General features: G+C 65.3%; 15 protein-coding genes. 12 read left to right on the forward strand and 3 right to left on the reverse strand.

Annotation, left to right across the window (positions count from 1 at the left end; genetic code table 11):
* Positions 1-271 precede the first annotated feature (271 nt).
* The 6 genes from AAGT95_RS15390 to AAGT95_RS15415 are packed head-to-tail and all read left to right on the forward strand — an operon-like array spanning position 272 to position 5,382.
* Positions 272-1,072 carry a DUF3450 domain-containing protein gene (locus tag AAGT95_RS15390; protein ID WP_110600086.1) on the forward strand — a complete coding sequence of 267 codons (801 nt, stop codon included), beginning with the start codon at positions 272-274 and terminating at the stop codon, positions 1,070-1,072.
* Entirely contained in the window at positions 1,069-2,487 is a 1,419-nt protein-coding gene (locus AAGT95_RS15395) for a MotA/TolQ/ExbB proton channel family protein (protein ID WP_110600084.1), read from the forward strand. The genes AAGT95_RS15390 and AAGT95_RS15395 overlap by 4 nt, the downstream gene beginning before the upstream one ends.
* The gene (locus AAGT95_RS15400; protein ID WP_110600083.1) at positions 2,471-3,004 is read left to right on the forward strand and encodes a MotA/TolQ/ExbB proton channel family protein; all 534 of its coding nucleotides are present in this window, start codon (positions 2,471-2,473) and stop codon (positions 3,002-3,004) included. The genes AAGT95_RS15395 and AAGT95_RS15400 overlap by 17 nt, the downstream gene beginning before the upstream one ends.
* Complete coding sequence (locus AAGT95_RS15405; protein WP_110600081.1) at positions 2,997-3,404, forward strand: ExbD/TolR family protein; 408 nt, start codon at positions 2,997-2,999, stop codon at positions 3,402-3,404. The genes AAGT95_RS15400 and AAGT95_RS15405 overlap by 8 nt, the downstream gene beginning before the upstream one ends.
* A complete protein-coding gene (locus AAGT95_RS15410) occupies positions 3,404-4,171 on the forward strand; it encodes a TonB family protein (protein WP_342594402.1) in 768 nt (255 codons plus the stop codon). The genes AAGT95_RS15405 and AAGT95_RS15410 overlap by 1 nt, the downstream gene beginning before the upstream one ends.
* The gene (locus AAGT95_RS15415; protein ID WP_342594403.1) at positions 4,171-5,382 is read left to right on the forward strand and encodes a hypothetical protein; all 1,212 of its coding nucleotides are present in this window, start codon (positions 4,171-4,173) and stop codon (positions 5,380-5,382) included. Before AAGT95_RS15410 ends, AAGT95_RS15415 begins: the two co-directional genes overlap by 1 nt.
* A 113-nt stretch (positions 5,383-5,495) precedes the next feature.
* Here AAGT95_RS15415 and xthA read toward each other — a convergent pair whose 3' ends face one another.
* Both xthA and AAGT95_RS15425 read right to left on the reverse strand, forming a co-directional pair.
* Complete coding sequence (xthA, locus tag AAGT95_RS15420) at positions 5,496-6,314, reverse strand: exodeoxyribonuclease III (RefSeq protein ID WP_342594404.1); 819 nt, start codon at positions 6,312-6,314, stop codon at positions 5,496-5,498.
* Positions 6,314-6,550 carry a hypothetical protein gene (locus AAGT95_RS15425; RefSeq protein ID WP_110600075.1) on the reverse strand — a complete coding sequence of 79 codons (237 nt, stop codon included), beginning with the start codon at positions 6,548-6,550 and terminating at the stop codon, positions 6,314-6,316. The genes xthA and AAGT95_RS15425 overlap by 1 nt, the downstream gene beginning before the upstream one ends.
* 468 nt (positions 6,551-7,018) lie before the next feature.
* On the opposite strand from AAGT95_RS15425, the gene rhlB reads away from it, so the two are divergent.
* Both rhlB and dinG read left to right on the forward strand, forming a co-directional pair.
* On the forward strand, positions 7,019-8,308 hold the full coding sequence (gene rhlB / locus AAGT95_RS15430; RefSeq protein ID WP_110600072.1) for an ATP-dependent RNA helicase RhlB: 1,290 nt from the start codon (positions 7,019-7,021) through the stop codon (positions 8,306-8,308).
* A 123-nt stretch (positions 8,309-8,431) separates the two neighbouring features.
* Complete coding sequence (gene dinG, locus AAGT95_RS15435; protein ID WP_342594405.1) at positions 8,432-10,585, forward strand: ATP-dependent DNA helicase DinG; 2,154 nt, start codon at positions 8,432-8,434, stop codon at positions 10,583-10,585.
* Between the two features lie 122 nt (positions 10,586-10,707).
* On the opposite strand, the gene AAGT95_RS15440 is transcribed toward dinG, so the two are convergent.
* Complete coding sequence (locus AAGT95_RS15440; protein ID WP_110600068.1) at positions 10,708-11,790, reverse strand: 3-deoxy-7-phosphoheptulonate synthase; 1,083 nt, start codon at positions 11,788-11,790, stop codon at positions 10,708-10,710.
* Positions 11,791-12,123: 333 nt separating this feature from the next.
* Between AAGT95_RS15440 and rpoE the strand changes: the two genes are divergently transcribed.
* From rpoE to AAGT95_RS15460, 4 genes are all read left to right on the forward strand, one after another.
* Positions 12,124-12,729, forward strand: a complete 606-nt coding sequence (gene rpoE, locus AAGT95_RS15445) for an RNA polymerase sigma factor RpoE (RefSeq protein WP_110600066.1) — start codon at positions 12,124-12,126, stop codon at positions 12,727-12,729.
* Positions 12,730-13,010: 281 nt separating this feature from the next.
* Positions 13,011-13,778: a sigma-E factor negative regulatory protein gene (locus AAGT95_RS15450; RefSeq protein WP_342594406.1), complete on the forward strand. Its 768-nt coding sequence runs from the start codon at positions 13,011-13,013 to the stop codon at positions 13,776-13,778.
* Positions 13,778-14,827: a MucB/RseB C-terminal domain-containing protein gene (locus AAGT95_RS15455; protein WP_110600062.1), complete on the forward strand. Its 1,050-nt coding sequence runs from the start codon at positions 13,778-13,780 to the stop codon at positions 14,825-14,827. Before AAGT95_RS15450 ends, AAGT95_RS15455 begins: the two co-directional genes overlap by 1 nt.
* A 233-nt stretch (positions 14,828-15,060) precedes the next feature.
* Entirely contained in the window at positions 15,061-16,476 is a 1,416-nt protein-coding gene (locus AAGT95_RS15460; RefSeq protein WP_110600060.1) for a DegQ family serine endoprotease, read from the forward strand.
* Positions 16,477-16,519: the final 43 nt, after the last annotated feature.

Consider the following 16,519-nt stretch of genomic DNA (forward strand, 5'->3'; position numbering starts at 1 on the left):
AAAGCCGATGCCCGGTGGCATCGGCTTTTTCGTGTCCGGGGGTCGGGCGCCGTATTCAGGAAGCCTCGCCTCGGCGTCACCGCCAGGCGTCGGTGAGAGGGCGGCGGCGTGGATGCGTATTGATAATTGTTCTTGTTTGTATTAGCGTATCGCGTCGAATTCAATCTCGTCATTCCGCCGACCCGGCGGCGCTCTTCACCGCCTCGTCGTTACGGCTTATCCGCAAGGAGATAGCGTGGTGCTCCATTTCCCGCGAACAAGAGGTGGGTATGTGTTGGTCCTCTGCCTCGCCGCCATCAGTGTGAGTGCGTCCAGCACGACACTTGCCCAGGACTCGCTGAGTCAGGCCAGCATCCAGGCGCAGCAGACCCAGGCCGAGCTCCAGCAGCGCATCGACGACGCCGACGACGCCACCCGCGAGGCGCTGCAGCGCTTGCGCCAGGCCGATCAGCAGGCCGATCGACTGGAGAGCTACAACGCCGAACTGGCGCCGATCGTCGATAATCAGGCCAAGCGTATCGATGCCGAAAAGCAGGCGCTCGCGCAGATCTCCGTGACCCGCGAGGCGCTGCCGGGCGAGATGCGCCAGATGGTCGGGCAACTGCGGGCGATGATCGAGGCGGACATGCCGTTCCTGCGTGACGAGCGACTGGCCCGCGTCGATGACCTGGAGCAGATGCTGTCCCGCGATGACGCCTCCCAGGCCGACAAGCTGCAGCGTATCTTTTCCGCCTGGCGTGCCGAGCTGGCCTACGGGCGGGAGATGGATCAATGGAGCGGACCGCTCGAGGGCGCGCAATCCGAGGCCGCCGGCCAGGCCAGCCAGATGGCGAGGGAGGTCGATTATTTGCGCGTTGGCCGCACCGGCTGGTACTACGTCACCCCGGATGACCGCGCCGGCGGAGTCTGGAGCGTTGCCAACGGTAACTGGGAAGCGCTGAACGGCGATCAGATCAATGAGGTCCGCCGCGGCATCCGAATCGCTCAGGATCAGAGCGCGCCTGCACTGCTCCGACTGCCGGCCTCGCTGGTGGTCGGCGCGGGGCGATCAGCAACGGAGGGCCAGTCATGAGGCGTCATTCATGGTGGTTGGTGCTGCCCCTCGCGGCGATCACGCTGCTGCCCGGTACCGTCAGCGCCCAGTCTGGCGCCGCGGCAGGCGATGCGACGAGTGATACCGCGTCCTCGATGCAGCAGGTGCTCGACAGGTTCCGCTCCGACAGCCAAGCCGCCGAACAGCGTGATAGCCAGCGGCTGGAGACCCTGCTGGACGATCGCCAGGCGTTACAGCAAGCGGTCACCGATGCCGAGCAACGCCTGCAGCAAGCGCAGGCCCGGCGGGATGAGCTGGAGGCGCGTCAATCGGACCAGCAGCAGCAACTGGCCGACCTGGGTCAGCAGCGCGCCCAGGACGCCGGGGATATCGGCGATATCTCCGGTATCGTCAAGCAGCAGGCCAGCGAGCTTCGGGATGCCCTCGCCGAGAGCTGGCTGACCGTCGGTGGCGATGCGACGCTGCCGCCGCGTCTCGACGATCGCGGCCTCGTCGATCTGCAGACTCTCGAACGCGTACGTCGGGATCTGGCGGGGCTGGTCGCGGAGAGCGGGCGCGGGGTGCGGTTCCAGGCGCCCGTCGCGGGTCAGGATGGCGACGTGAGCCAGCGGGAAGTGGTGCGGCTGGGCGATACCGTCGCCTTCAGCGATGGCGATCTGCTGCAGCGCGTGGGCGACGATGGCCGCCTCTCCGTGTTCGCGGCGACGCCGGGCGACGCTCGTCAGGCGTTGAAGGCGTTCCAGCAGGGCGACGGCAACCAGATCGTGATCGACCCCACCGACGGTGACGTGCTCGAGGCGCTGTCTCAGCAGCCAACGCTATGGCAGCGCTTTCAGCAGGGTGGCTACGTCGGCTACGTGATCGTGGCGCTGGGGCTCGTCGGGCTACTGGTGGCGCTGGTCCAGTACGCCTATCTGCTTCGGGTCAGTGCGAGAATGCGTCGCCAGATGCAGTCTCCGGACACCTTGCGTGACGACAATCCGTTGGGACGGGTCCTCGCGCGTTTCGCCGCGCTGGGTCGCGATCATGCGCCGGAAGCGCTGGAAGCTCGTCTCGATGAAGCCATGCTGGCGGAACAGCCCCGTCTGGAGCGGGGGCAGCCGATCGTCAAGCTGATCGCCGCGGTGGCGCCGCTGCTGGGACTGCTGGGTACGGTTACCGGGATGATCGTGACTTTCCAGTCGATCACGGTGTTCGGTACCGGCGACCCCCAACTGATGGCGGGTGGCATCAGCCAGGCACTGGTGACGACGGTGCTGGGCCTGATCACGGCGGTGCCGTTGCTGTTCGTCAATACGGCATTGAGCAGCCGGAGCCGGCGTCTGATCGGCTTGCTGGAAGGTCGCGCCAGCGCCGTGCTCGCCGAGCATCTCGAAGCCGAAACCGCTGCCGTTGCCCACGCCGAGGAGCGTCGTCATGGTGCTCACGCTTGAGCCGATCCGCTGGCTGATCGGCGCCGGCGGTGAGGTGCTGGTGGTGATCATGCTGGTAGCCATGGCGCTGTTCGCGATGTCGCTGGAACGGCTGTTCTACTGGCAGTTCACCCACCGCCGGGCCCGGCGGGTGTTGATCGACGCCTGGATTCGGCGTCGCGATCACTCGAGCTGGAGTGCGCTGACACTGCGCGAGGTGTGGACGCGCGAATTAATCGCCCGGCTGCGTCTGCCGCTGCCGTGGCTCAAGCTGCTCATTGCGGTCTGCCCCTTGCTCGGATTGCTGGGGACGGTGACCGGGATGATCCAGGTCTTCGACAGTCTGGCACTCACCGAGAGCAATCAGGCGCGGGCGATGGCCGATGGCGTTGCCCAGGCCACGTTGCCGACGCTGTGCGGAATGGCGGTCGCCGTGGTCGGCCTGCTGTTCGTCACCCGGCTGGAACAGATCATTCGACGCGAGGACCAGCGGCTGCACGACCGCATGGCCCGCGCCGTGGAGGACTCTCATGCGTAGGCGCCGCTTGCGGGAAGCGACTGATGACTCGACCGGCATCGACCTGACGCCGATGCTGGATGTCGTCTTCATCATGCTGATCTTCTTCATCGTCACCACCAGCTTCATCAAGGAGAGTGGCGTCGAGATCCAGCGCCCCGAGTCCAGCGAGGCGACGGCTAGGCAGGACACCCAGGTGCTGGTCGCGATCACCGGTGAAGGCGCGGTGTGGGTCGATGGCGAAGCCGTGGATGCCCATCGCGTCGGCGCACGCGTGGCGCAGCTGGTCTCCGGTGACGGCAGCGTCGTGGTCCAGGCCGATAAGAACTCGACCACCGGCCTGCTGATCCAGGTGATGGATCGGATTCACCAGGCCGGGGTCGACAACGTTGCCGTGGCTGCCAACCGGGGCGCCGGCTGATGCGTAGATTGGCCGGTCTGGCGGGTGGCGCGCTGCTGGCGCTGCTGCTGTTCTACCTACTGGCGCTGCTGGTGGCACCGCCGGCGCCGGATCGCACCCAGATCGTCACGCCCACGGCGATCTCCATGGTCGACGCGCCGCAGCCGGACCCGTCGCAGCCGACGCCGACATCCCCCGCGTTGCCGCCGCCCAGCGCGCCACCGCCGCCGCCCGCGGCAGCACCGCCACCGGCAGCCGAAGCGCCCAGCCCGGTGGAGATTCCCGAGCCGCAGACACCGCCGATGCAGACGCCGGACGTCACCCTGGACGAGACACTGCCCGAGCTGAGCGAAGCCCGGCCCGAACCGGAACCTCGCCCCGAGCCGGAGCCCCGGCCGACGCAGGAAACAGTGGCTGAAGCCACGCCGCAGCCGGAAGCCTCGCCCGAGCCGGCGGATGCGCCAGCGCAGCCCAATCCGGCACCCCAGCAGCCGCCCCGGGGTACGCAGGCATCGCCACGTGACGTCGGTCAGCTGCAGCCGACCAGTCGAGTCAATCCGACTTACCCGATGCGGGCGCGTCGTCGCGGCATGGAAGGCTACGTCGAGGTCAGCTTCATCATTCAACCGGATGGGCGTGTCGACACCGGCAGCTTGCGGGTGATCGATGCCGACCCCGCCAATGTCTTCGATCGTGCGGTGGAAGAGGCGGTATCGCAGTGGCGGTTCCCGCCGGCCGACGACGTGCGGCGCGCCACCCAGCGTATCCAGTTCCAGTTGGAGGGCTGATGATGAGTTCGACGAGGGTTCGCCGTCTGGGCAGGCGCTGCCTGGCGCTGGTGGCAGCGGGCCTGGTCGGCTTCGGCAGCGCTTCGCCGGCGCAGGCGGAGGGGCCGGCGCTGCGCCCGGACATGATTCGAACGCTGCAATCGATGCAGTCGCAGCTCGAGGCCGGCGACGATGCGACGGTGGCCTCGCGGGCCGCGGCATCCGCCTCGCGTCTCCAAGGTGGCAACGCCGCCGACCGCTGGGCACGGGCGCTGTTCCTGCAACTGGCTGCCACGGCCAATGCCAGTCGCCACGAGGATGCCACGGCGGCGGATCAGTTTGCCGAGGCGCAGCGTATCGACGGTGTCCCCGCCGCTCGCCGGCTCGCCTGGTTGCAGCAGGAAGCACGTCTCCGGCTCCGCGCCGGCCAGACGCGGGAGGGCGCCGACCTGCTGACCGCCTGGATCGAGCGCAGCGGCGGCGACGATGCGTCGCGCTGGCTGCTGGTCCAGGCGCGGGCGTCGCTCGACGACTGGACAGCGGCCAGCCAGTCGCTCGATCGCCTGCGGGAATCCGGCAGCGAAGGCTGGAGCTCGTCGCAGCGTCAGTTGGCGAGCACGGTCTATCAACAGAGTGGGCGTTTCGACGACGCCCTGGCGCTGCTGGGCAGTGACCAAGATTCGCCGGACGTTTGGCGCCGCGCCGCGGGCCTGGCCCAGCAAGCCGGCGATAACGGCCGGGCCGCGGCGATCTGGGAGAGCGGCTGGCGCCGTGGCGTGCTGGTCTCGAAAGACGATCTGCGGCAACTGGCCAAATTGCATATCGCCGGCGGTACGCCGGCCCGTGCCGCCGAGCATCTGGCACACTGGATGGACGACGGTCGGCTCGAAGCCAGTGCCGACAACCTCAAGCTCCTGGCGCAGGCGTGGACGGCGGCACGCAGTCACGACGAGGCGCTGGCGGCCTGGCGCGCGCTGGCAGAGCGGACCGGGCGCGGGCAGGATTGGCAACAGCTGGCGGAGGTCGCTTACGGCTGGGGCGAATGGCAGACGACGCTGGATGCGCTCTCCAGCCTGCGCCAGGCGGGTGGCGAGGTGTCGGGACGCGACTGGCTGCTGCAGGGTATCGCGGCTGCCCAGCTCGATCGACGTGACATGGCGCGGGAGGCCTTTCGCCAGGCCAAGGCCGCCGGCGTGACCCAGGCCCAGCAGTGGCTGGACTCACTGGGCTGACGAGCGGCGGTTTTCCACCGCTTTTCGACTCGGCCACCGACGGCTTCTATCGACGACGCCCCGCAAGCCGGAGCTTCGTCGTTGCTGGCACTGCCAATCAGATCGACATCCCCTCAGTCGAGATCGAACTCGCTCCATACCGGTGCGTGATCGGAAGGTCGTTCCATGCCGCGCAGGTCATAATCGATCCCGGACCGCCGAGTCGCACTCGCCAGGGGCTCGGTCACCAGGATGTAGTCGATCCGCAGCCCGCGCTTGGGCTCACGGTCGAAACCCTTGGAGCGGTAGTCGAACCAGCTGAAGAAATCGGTGTTGTCGGGATGGCAGCGCCGGTAGCTGTCCTCCAGCCCCCACGCCTTCAGGCGTGCAAGCCACTCACGCTCTTCCGGCTGGAAACTGGTCTTGCCCTCGCGTAGCCAGCGCTTGCGGTTCTCTTCGCCGATGCCGATGTCGATGTCCGCCGGGGAGATGTTGAAATCCCCCATGATCGCCACCCGCTCGTCGGGTCGATGGCGTTGCTTGAGCAGGGCGTTGAGACCGGCGTAGAACGCCCGCTTGTTGGGATACTTGGTGGGGTGGGCGATATTCTCGCCCTGAGGAAAGTAGCCGTTCCACACCGTGATGGGCTGACCGTCGTTCATGGTCAACGTCACGCCGATCAGCCGACGCTGCGCGTCCTCGCCGTCGTCCGGCAGCCCGTAGTGGACGGCCGCCGGTGCGGACCGGGTCAGCATGGCGACCCCATAATGTCCCTTCTGGCCGTGAAAATGGACGTGATAGCCCATCGCCTCCACGGCTTGCCTGGGAAACTCGCTGTCCTGGACCTTGGTCTCCTGCAGCCCAATCACGTCCGGCGCGTGCGTCGCGATCAGCGCCTCGAGCTGGTGGAGCCGCGCCCGGATGCCGTTGATGTTGAAAGAAACCAGGCGCATCAGTCGGAATCCTTGTCGTCGCTGGCGGGCTTGTGCAGGGGGAGTGGCGGGGCGCTCTGGCGCTGGCGCTTGCGCTCGGCCTGCAGCTTGCGCTGCTGAGTCTTCTTGTCGACGTAGCGGCGCGACGGCGCGACTTCGTCGGGATTGTCATGGCGCCAGCGGCGGTAATCCTTGCGCTTGCCGGTGCGGATCGTCACCTTGTCGGCCAGCGACCGGGTCTTTTTTCTGCGAGTCATGCGCGCGACCTATGAGCTTCTTGACGGGTAATCGAGAGCGATTGAATGGCGGGTAGTTTAACAGCCAGCGCAGCGCCTGCCATCGAATACCCGAACCAGACCTGCACACCCGGTGTGCCAGGGCCGGCAATCTCGATCGACAGGGTCCCGCGACGTTGATCGACTGGGCTCGCGACGTTGATCGACTGGGCTCGCGACGTTGATCGACTGGGCTCGCGACGTTGATCGACTGGGCTCGCGACGTCGATCGACTGGGCTCGCGACGTTGGCGGGCGAGACTGGTACAATACTGTCGGCTCGCGCCGGGTGGTCTCTGCGCGAGATCGTCACTCGTCGCGTCGAGGATTCGCCCTGGAGGCGTGAACACCGCTCCCGCCGCGCCGATCACGGTGCTACCGGCCTCCGGTACGGACAGCGCCGGCTCTCGCGAGTCAAACCGTCAATCGATTTCGGACATTCGTCATAACTATGAGTGAGTCTGACAACACCCAGGCCCCGGCACAGAACCGCAGACCCAAGCGGCGTCGGCGCAAGCCACGTAAATCGCAGTCGCGGAACACTTCGGGCTGGTCGCTGAAGCAGTTTCAGGTCGAGCCCGTTGCCGGACGCTGGCGATTCCACGATTTCGACCTGCCGAACCCGCTGATGCGAGCGATCCAGGCCGAAGGCTTCGAGTACTGCACGCCGATTCAGGCCGAAGCGCTGATGCACACGCTGCTCGGTGGCGACGTCGTCGGCAAGGCGCAGACCGGCACCGGCAAGACCGCCGCATTCCTGATCTCGATGCTGGCCTACTTCCTGGAAGAGGAAGCGCCGGATGGCCAGAAGCCGGGGACCCCGCGTGCGCTGATCGTCGCGCCGACCCGTGAGCTGGCGCTGCAGATCGAGAAGGACGCCAAGGCGCTGTCCCGTTTCACGTCACTGCATGTGGCGAGTGTCGTCGGTGGCATGGACTACCAGAAGCAGCGCGACCAGTTGAGCAAGAATCTGGATATTCTGGTGGCCACCCCGGGGCGCCTGCTCGATTTCCAGCAGAAGCGGGACATCGATCTCTCCCAGGTCGAGGTGCTGGTCCTGGACGAGGCCGATCGCATGCTGTCGATGGGCTTCATTCCGGACGTCAAGCGCATCATCCGCTACACGCCCAAGCGCGAGGAGCGCCAGACCTTCCTGTTCTCGGCGACCTTCACCCCGGATATCCTCAATCTCTCGGAGCAGTGGACGCAGAATCCCGCTCACGTCGAGATCGAAGTGACCCACGACAACGCCGCCAACATCGACCAGCGCGTCTATCTGGTCAGCGACAACGAGAAGCGCAAACTGCTGTTCAACCTGGTCCGTCAGGAAGCGATGGAGCGGGTGATCGTGTTCGGCAACCGTCGCGACCTGGTGCGCGAGCTGGATCAACTGCTGCGCGACCAGGGCATCAACGCTGCCATGCTCTCCGGTGACGTGCCCCAGAACCAGCGCATCAGGACGCTCGAGCGCTTTCGCGAAGGCGAAGTCACCGTGCTGGTGGCCACCGATGTCGCTGGACGCGGAATCCACATCGAGGATGTCAGTCACGTGATCAACTTCACGCTGCCGGAAGATCCCGAGGATTACGTCCACCGTATCGGTCGGACCGGCCGTGCCGGCGCCAAGGGCGTGTCGATCAGCTTCGTCGGCGAGGAAGATGCCTTCTCGCTGCCCGAGATCGAAAACTATATCAACGGCAAGCTCCCCTGCGAGCATCCGCCCGAGTCCATGATGTCGTGAGCCGATGGCGCCGTCGACCGGCGCCGTGGTTCAATCGATGTTATTGGACGACGTGGTCGTCTCGTGGCAATCGCCCACCGCCGGTGGGCGATCTCACTTCCGATAGTCCGCCCCGGAAAGCGCATGCTCGACGAATCCCTCAAGCAGGAAATCCAGGAGGCTTACCGGCGTGTGCTCGAAGGGCTGGAGCTCACGCCGCGTTACGGCCAGCGCCTGATGATCGCGGAGATCGCGCGCACGCTGGCGTCGATCGAGCGGGACGAGCAGGGGCACCGGACCTCCAACGAACACGTCTGCGTGCTGGAGGCGGGCACCGGGACCGGCAAGACGCTCGCCTATCTATTGGCGGCGCTGCCGGTGGCCAAGGCCCGTGGCAAGCGGCTGGTGATCGCCACTGCCACGGTGGCGCTGCAGGAGCAGGTGCTCAATCAGGACCTGCCGATGCTCAAGACGCACAGCGGCCTCGACTTCGAGTACGCGCTGGCCAAGGGGCGCGGCCGCTACCTGTGCGTGGCCAAGCTCGATCAGGCGCTGGAGGGCGCCGAGCCCAACCCGACGCTGTCACTGTTCGAGCAGACCATCGCGACGGATGCGGGCGGGGATTTTCCGCAGTTGATCCAGGAGATGGCCGATACCTACGCTTCCGGCAACTGGGAAGGGGATCGCGACAGCTGGCCGGTCGCCATCGACGACCGGGACTGGCGCCGGCTGACCGTGGATCACCGCCAGTGCACCAACCGCCGCTGCGGGCATTTCGGCGTCTGCGCCTATTTTCGTTCGCGCCGGCATCTCGAACAGGCCGACATCATCGTCGCCAACCATGACCTGGTGCTGGCGGATCTCGCGCTGGGCGGAGGGATGGTGCTGCCGGCGCCCAAGGATTGCATCTACGTCTTCGACGAAGGGCATCATCTGCCGGACAAGGCGCTGGACCATTTCTACCATCGCTTCGGGGTCAATGGCGCGCTGCGCTGGCTGCGCACACTGAAGAAGTCGCTGACCGAACTGAACACTGCGCTGGGCGCGCAGCCCACGCTGGCGCGACTGCTGGCGACTTTCCCCGAGCGAATCGCGGCGCTGGAGCCGCGGCTGGGTGACGTCTATGCCATGGGGCATCGGATCGCGGGTCTGGACGCCGGTGCCGGCGACGAGACGCAGCACTTCCGGTTTCCCAACGGCAAGGCGCCGGCGCCGCTGGCCGATCTCGCCCAGCAACTGGTGATTCCCTTCGCCGAGCTGTCGCGGGATCTCGAGACGATGAGCGATATCCTGCGCGAGAGTCTCGACCCGGATAAATCCACCGGGCTTGCGCGCGAACAGGCGGAGCCCTGGCTGCCGCTGACGGCGCTGCTCCATGGTCGCGCCCTGGAAGCGCACTCGCTGTGGTCCGCCATGGCCAAGCCGGATCCGGCAGGGCAGGCGCCGCAGGCGCGCTGGCTGACGTTCCAGCAATTCGCCGGGGAGCCGGAGCTCACCTTTTCGGCCAGCCCGGTGTCGGCGGCGGAAACACTGGCTCGTTACCTCTGGGGGAGCTGCTATGGCGCGGTGGTGACTTCGGCCACGCTGACGGCGCTCAACCGCTTCGAACGACTTCAGGAGCGGGCGGGGCTGGCCAACCGATACCGCTATCAGCGCCTGCCGAGTCCGTTCGACTACTCGCGGGCGATTCTCAGCGTGCCGTGGGAAGCCGTCGAGCCGGGGGACGCCATGGCCCATGACCGCTCGATCGTCCAGTTCATCGAGGGCTTGAGTGACGATGAGGCGGTGCTGGTACTGTTCTCGTCGCGCAAGCAGTTGCGCAGTGTCGCCGATGCGCTGGAGGAGCCGTGGGCCTCGCGCCTGCTCTCTCAGGATCGATTGCCGAAAAGAGAGCTGCTGGAACGTCATCGCGTTGCCGTCGACGCTGGCAAGGGGAGTCTGATCTTCGGTCTCGCGAGCTTCGCCGAGGGGATCGACCTCCCGGGGCGCTATCTGACCCACGTGGTGATCACCCGGCTGCCTTTCTCGGTGCCGGACGACCCGGTCGGTGCCACGCTGGCCGAGTGGATCGAGAGCCAGGGCGGCAACCCGTTCATGCGGATCTCGGTGCCGGATGCGTCGATCAAGCTGGTCCAGGCGTGCGGGCGGCTGATTCGCAAGGAGAACGACAGCGGCCGCATCTCGCTGCTGGATCGGCGTGTGCTGACGCGTCGCTACGGCAAGGCGCTGCTGGATGCGCTACCACCGTTTCGCCGTCAGATCGACGGGGTGGAAGCGGGCGAGCCGACAAGAAACTGATCGCTGGCCGCGAGGCCTCTGTCGGTGTGAAAATCTGTCGTCGCGAAAACGCCCGATGCTGATTGCAGCATCGGGCGTTTTCGCTCTATCGATCCTGCGGACGATCGATTACCGACAATGGATCAGTCGTCGGACTGCTGGCGGTCGCGCAGCGGCGCCGCGAGCTGCTCCGCCATCTGCGTCAGCGTCCGTTCCGTGGTTGGCCAGTCGATGCAGGCGTCGGTGATCGACACGCCATACTGGAGCTGACTGCGGTCCTCGGGCATCTTCTGGCTGCCCCAGCCGATGTTCGACTCGATCATCAACCCGATGATCGAGCGGTTGCCGTCGAGAATCTGGTGGGTCACGTTCTCCATCACCAACGGCTGCAGCGCCGGATCCTTGTTGGAGTTGGCGTGGGAGCAGTCGACCATCAGGTTGGCCTTCAGGCCCGCCTTGTGCAGTTCCTGCTCGGCGAGGGTGACGCTGACGCTGTCGTAGTTGGGCTTGCCGTTGCCACCGCGCAGCACCACATGTCCGTAGGCGTTGCCCCGGGTGCGAATCACCGCGACCTGGCCGGCCTGGTCGATACCCAGGAAATTGTGCGGGCTCGCCACCGACTGCAGGGCGTTGACGGCGACGTCGAGGCTGCCGTCGGTGCCGTTCTTGAAGCCGACGGGGCCGGATAGACCGGAGGCCATCTCGCGATGAGTCTGGGATTCGGTGGTGCGGGCGCCCACCGCGGACCAGCTGATGCAGTCCTGCAGATATTGCGGCGAGATCGGGTCCAGCGCCTCCGTGGCCAGCGGCAGTCCGATCTCGGCCAGGTCCACCAGCAGCCGGCGAGCGATATGCAGGCCTTCCTCGATCTCGAACGAGTCGTTGAGGTGCGGATCGTTGATCAGGCCTTTCCACCCCACCGTGGTACGGGGCTTCTCGAAGTAGACGCGCATGACGATGTAAAGGCTGTCGCTGACGGTATCGGCCAGTTTGCGTAGGCGCCGGGCATAGTCGCGGGCCGCGTCCGGGTCGTGGATCGAGCAGGGGCCGATGACGACGAGCAGGCGAGGATCTTCACGATCGAGAATGCGCTGGATGGTCTGGCGACCTTCGATGACGGTGCGTTCGGCGGATTCCGAAAGTGGGATGTTCTGCTTCAACGCTTCCGGAGTAATCAGGAGATCCTGGGAGAGAACGTTGAGATTGTTGACCTGCTGTTCCGACATGCTGGGACCCGTTGGCTCTGGTAGTGACTGCGCGTGAAGCGCGTACTATGGAGGTTCAAGGGTGCAAAAATCAACTTTGCGCACCCGGCTGCCGCCGTCTCCCGGGAATCGGGCGGAAAACGGGTGGCTTGATGGAAGGGGCCAAAACGGCAACACTGGGCCGGCTTCGCGTGCTAATCCTTCGTTTCTGTTATAAGTTGCACGCCTGTCACTGAATCGCGAGCCCCAGGGGCTCCAGGTTGGATCATGAGCGTATTGTCTCCCAGTCACCATAGTCGTCATCGTTGTTCTGCTCTGCCGCGTCCCGTCCCCAGCCGTTCGGGGAGGCGCTGAATGGGTGTTCGAGAGACCGATCAGCAACTCGTCGAGCGCGCGCAGAAGGGAGATACTCGGGCCTTCGATCTTTTGGTCAAGAAATACCAGCACAAGATTCTCGGGCTGATAAGCCGCTACGTCCAGGACCACTCCGAGGTGCAGGATGTGGCGCAGGAAGCTTTCATCAAGGCGTATCGCGCGTTGGGCAGTTTTCGCGCCGAGAGCGCCTTCTATACCTGGATGTATCGAATCGCCATCAATACGGCGAAGAACTATCTGGTCTCCCGGGGGCGGCGGCCGCCGGGCAGCGATCTGGACATCAGTGATGCCGAGATCGTCGACCAGAGCGGGCGGCTGTCGGATATCGAGTCACCGGAAGCCGCCATCGCCCGCGACCAGCTCGAATCAGCCGTGTTCGCGGCCATCGAGCAGTTGCCCGACGACCTGCGCACCGCGATCACGTTGCGCGAGTTCGATGGCCTCTCCTATGAAGATATCGCCACGATCATGGAGTGTCCCGTGGGCACCGTCCGCTCGAGAATCTTCCGGGCGCGGGAGGCGGTCGACAAGCATATCGAACCCTTGCTGGAACATGGCGCCAAGAACGCTGTCAATGGGTCCTGATTCCCGTTGGCGCAAGCGTGCGAACCGGTCCGGTCGGCGATGGGATGGCGAAAGATGAATCGAAAATGAACTGTTGCCGGTTTCTGTCGTCATAGGGGTGCAGGCGATAGCCAAGGTGTCGTCGACCGGTGACACGGCAGGCGATCAACACCGGTGGCGAAAGAGCGAGACTGGCGCATTACGGCCCGAGCCGGCTGCAATGACAGGTCTTCAGGCGCTGCCCTGGGTGTCGCCGTCATTCAACACGTGGCAAGCCGCAAGGCGAGTGTGAGGGTGTGACTATGAAGCAGGTACACGAATCGTTCTCCGCATTGATGGACGACGAAGCCGACGAGTTCGATCTGAGACGAGTACTCAAGACATTGGGCACCTCGTCGCAGGAGTCCGATACCTGGCGTCGCTACCATCTGGCGCGCAGCATGATGCGCCGTGAGCGAGATGCGATCGTCGATATCGATATCTCCGGCGACGTGATGGCGGCGCTGGCGGACGAGCCGGTGCCGGTCCAGGAGCCTGCCGTTCAGACCGGCAAACGTCACAGTTTCTCGATGATGGGCGGCGCCGCCGTGGCGGCGGCGGTATCGCTGATGGTGATCACCGGCGTTCAGGTGTTCAACGGCCGGTTCGCGGGCGACACCCCCACGGCTTCCGATGTCGCGGCGAGCGGCGGGAACGCCTCGCGGGGCGGCGACTTGGAAGCGTCGCTGGCAGTCGACGCCGCGTCCGGTGGTCAGGGCGGTGCGATGCAGGCTTCCATGCAGGCGCCGGTATCCAGTGGCTTGCCCTACTCGCTGGGTGGCAGTGGACTGGGAAGCGGTAACGGTGTGATGACCGTCGGCGAGCAGGTCATGCAGCCGATGTTCCTGTCGCCCAATGCCCGTCAGTCGCCCAATGTCGATCTCGAGCAGGCGCAGACGCTGCAATCCTATCTCGAGCGCCATTCGGTCGGTGCCGCCTACAGCACGGGTGACAACTGGATGCCGCTACTTCGCACGCCTGGCTCGCTGTCCGCGCAAGGGGGCGGAGCTGGAGCCACGGAAGTGCGTTGATGGTTAGGTGCTACCTAGGGGCCGCGGCGATCTGTCTGGGCACGCTGCCGGGCGTTGCGCTGGCGCAGGGTGAAGCTCCATCAGCCGCGGAGAGTTTCGATTGTCGCCAGCTGGCCTCGGAAAGCGACGATCCCGCGCCGAAGGCACTGTTCCAGCGGAGTCTCTGGGCGAGTCACTGCTACAACTTCCAGGCGCGAGCGGTGCGCATCGGCTACGACGGCGTACGCACACTGAGTCTGATCCATCGGGTGGAGGACGGCGTCGAGACCGAGATCGCCAGATTTCTCGACGGTCCGCCCGTCGCGGTCAGGAAGCAGGGCAGCGTCGGCCAGGGTTCGAGCCAGACCGCGCTGGATTTCACTGCGGGGGTCGCACCCGGCGCCTTGACCGCGCAAGTCGCGGCGCACTACCAACTCCAGCCGATGGAGCTGGAGCGTATTGCGGGTCGTTCGGCCTGGCGTCTCGATATCGAGCCGCAGGACGCCTTTCGCTACGGCTTCCGACTGTGGCTTGACAGCGAGACATCGCTGCCGCTGAAGCGCGAGATGATTGGCGTCGACGGCCAGATTCTCGAGACCTTCCAGATCACCGAGCTGCAGACCCCCTCGCTCTACCCCCACACGCTGCGCCTCGGCCCTGGCCAATCGCCTGGCGATTCGCCCTGGCAGGCGCAATGGTTGCCGGACGGTTTCACGCCACAGCCGATCCCCCCCGACAGTCCACGCCAGAACGCGCGAGCAGATCACCGGATGTACAGCGATGGCTTGACCAGCATCAGTCTGTTCGTCGAACCCCTTGCGGGGGACCGGCGCCCGCTACTGGCGGGCATCCATCGTCTGGGCATTTCCTACGCCGCGGTTCGCCACGTTATCCATCAGGGCAGACCAATGCAGATACTGGTGCTGGGCGAGGCGCCCGCGGAAGTGCTCGCGCGTATCGCTTCGAGCGTGACGTGGGGGGAGGGTGACGACCGCGGCGAGAGTGTGCCAGGCGCTGCATCGGGAGCGCATGAAAACGGTAGCGTCGAACTCCCCGCTTCCGGCTCGTGAGCCGGCGACCGCCACGGTCGATACCGGGACGGTGGCGGCTGTCGCCGCAAAGAAACTTTACATCCCGTTGAACTCTTGCCGCCTTTTATTATCAATGAGAGTGTCGCCGTTTCCTGACTCCAGGTGTGGCGTGGATTCGATGCGCGAGGTTCTTGCATGACGTTTACCCCTTGGGTATCGGTCTGTTCAACGTGTGACTCTCCGAGTCTTTTTCCAGTGTTTAGGAGTGTTTAATGGAACGCATGACAAGATGGTTCGCTCCGTGGCTATTGATGGTCGTCACTCTGTGCGCTTTTCAGGCCGCTCAGGCGCGCGAGCTGCCGGATTTCACCGAATTGGTCAAGCAGGCTGCTCCCGGCGTGGTCAACATCTCCACGACCAGCAGCGTCAGCGCGCCTGCCGGGCCCTATGGCCAGCAGGATGTTCCCGAGATTTTCCGCCGTTTCTTCGGCGACCAGATGCCGCCGATGCCCGGGATGCCTCAGGGCGAGGAGGAGCGCAAGTCGTTGGGCTCCGGGTTCGTCATTCGCAAGGATGGCTACATCCTGACCAATGCCCATGTGGTCAAGGATGCCGACGAGATCACGGTACGGCTCAACGATCGCCGCGAGCTGCCGGCCAAGCTGGTAGGCTCGGATCCGCGCACCGATGTGGCGCTCCTGAAAGTCGATGCCAATGACCTGCCGACGCTCAAGATCGGCAACTCGGATGATCTCGAAGCCGGCGAGTGGGTGGCCGCCATCGGTTCGCCATTCGGCTTCGACCACTCGGTAACGGCCGGTATCGTCAGCGCCATCAACAGGACGCTGCCGAGCGAGACCTATGTGCCGTTCATCCAGACCGACGTCGCCATCAACCCGGGTAACTCCGGCGGCCCGCTGTTCAATCTCGACGGCGAAGTGGTGGGTATCAATTCGCAGATCTACACCCGGAGCGGCGGCTTCATGGGGCTCTCTTTCGCGGTCCCGATCAGCGTCGCCATGAACGTGGCCGATCAGTTGCGTACCGAAGGTCACGTCAGCCGGGGCTGGCTGGGTGTCGTGATTCAGCCCGTCTCCAAGGATCTCGCGGAGTCGTTCGGCCTCGATGGTACCAGCGGTGCGCTGGTGTCAGATGTCACCGACGACAGTCCGGCGCAGAAGGCGGGTCTCAAGGCGGGTGACGTCATCCTCAGTGCCGATGGCGCCGATATCGACGACTCCACGACCCTGCCGCGTCTGATTGGCCAGGTGGCCCCGGGTGACGAAGTGAAGCTCCAGATCATGCGCGATGGTGACAAGCGCGAAGTGGACGTCACCGTCGGCGATTGGCCGGAAGAGATGAATGCCGATGGGGCGCCGTCCTCGCAGTCTTCCGACGATCAGACCAAGCTCGGAATCGCGATCAGCGATCTCAGCGATCAGGAAAAGCAGCAGCTGGATATCGACAAGGGAGCGCTCGTTCGCCGTGTCGATCCGCGGGGCGCGGCTGCAGCAGCCGGGATCCAGCCGGGCGACGTGATCGTCGGCTTCGACCAGAAGCCGGTCGAGAGTGCCGATCAACTGATCGATGCGGTCAAGAAGGCGGACGATAATCGTGCCATTCCGGTACGTATCGTGCGCGATGGCAATTCGCTGTTCGTGGCGCTGCGGCTGAAGGCCAAAGGCTGACCGGCATCGGTCGGCAGCCCATGGCTGTCCGCTACACGGCCCC

The sequence above is a fragment of the Salinicola lusitanus genome (assembly GCF_038648475.1).
In the GTDB taxonomy this organism is placed as follows: domain Bacteria; phylum Pseudomonadota; class Gammaproteobacteria; order Pseudomonadales; family Halomonadaceae; genus Salinicola; species Salinicola lusitanus.

Excerpts from the sequence above, each read along its gene's own strand:
- AAGT95_RS15395 (WP_110600084.1), top strand. The coding sequence starts at position 1,069 with ATGAGGCGTCATTCATGGTGGTTGGTGCTGCCCCTCGCGGCGATCACG.
- AAGT95_RS15400 (WP_110600083.1), top strand. The coding sequence starts at position 2,471 with ATGGTGCTCACGCTTGAGCCGATCCGCTGGCTGATCGGCGCCGGCGGT.
- AAGT95_RS15405 (WP_110600081.1), top strand. The coding sequence starts at position 2,997 with ATGCGTAGGCGCCGCTTGCGGGAAGCGACTGATGACTCGACCGGCATC.
- AAGT95_RS15410 (WP_342594402.1), top strand. The coding sequence starts at position 3,404 with ATGCGTAGATTGGCCGGTCTGGCGGGTGGCGCGCTGCTGGCGCTGCTG.
- AAGT95_RS15415 (WP_342594403.1), top strand. The coding sequence starts at position 4,171 with ATGATGAGTTCGACGAGGGTTCGCCGTCTGGGCAGGCGCTGCCTGGCG.
- xthA (WP_342594404.1), bottom strand. The coding sequence starts at position 6,314 with ATGCGCCTGGTTTCTTTCAACATCAACGGCATCCGGGCGCGGCTCCAC.
- AAGT95_RS15425 (WP_110600075.1), bottom strand. The coding sequence starts at position 6,550 with ATGACTCGCAGAAAAAAGACCCGGTCGCTGGCCGACAAGGTGACGATC.
- rhlB (WP_110600072.1), top strand. The coding sequence starts at position 7,019 with ATGAGTGAGTCTGACAACACCCAGGCCCCGGCACAGAACCGCAGACCC.
- dinG (WP_342594405.1), top strand. The coding sequence starts at position 8,432 with ATGCTCGACGAATCCCTCAAGCAGGAAATCCAGGAGGCTTACCGGCGT.
- AAGT95_RS15440 (WP_110600068.1), bottom strand. The coding sequence starts at position 11,790 with ATGTCGGAACAGCAGGTCAACAATCTCAACGTTCTCTCCCAGGATCTC.
- rpoE (WP_110600066.1), top strand. The coding sequence starts at position 12,124 with ATGGGTGTTCGAGAGACCGATCAGCAACTCGTCGAGCGCGCGCAGAAG.
- AAGT95_RS15450 (WP_342594406.1), top strand. The coding sequence starts at position 13,011 with ATGAAGCAGGTACACGAATCGTTCTCCGCATTGATGGACGACGAAGCC.
- AAGT95_RS15455 (WP_110600062.1), top strand. The coding sequence starts at position 13,778 with ATGGTTAGGTGCTACCTAGGGGCCGCGGCGATCTGTCTGGGCACGCTG.
- AAGT95_RS15460 (WP_110600060.1), top strand. The coding sequence starts at position 15,061 with ATGGAACGCATGACAAGATGGTTCGCTCCGTGGCTATTGATGGTCGTC.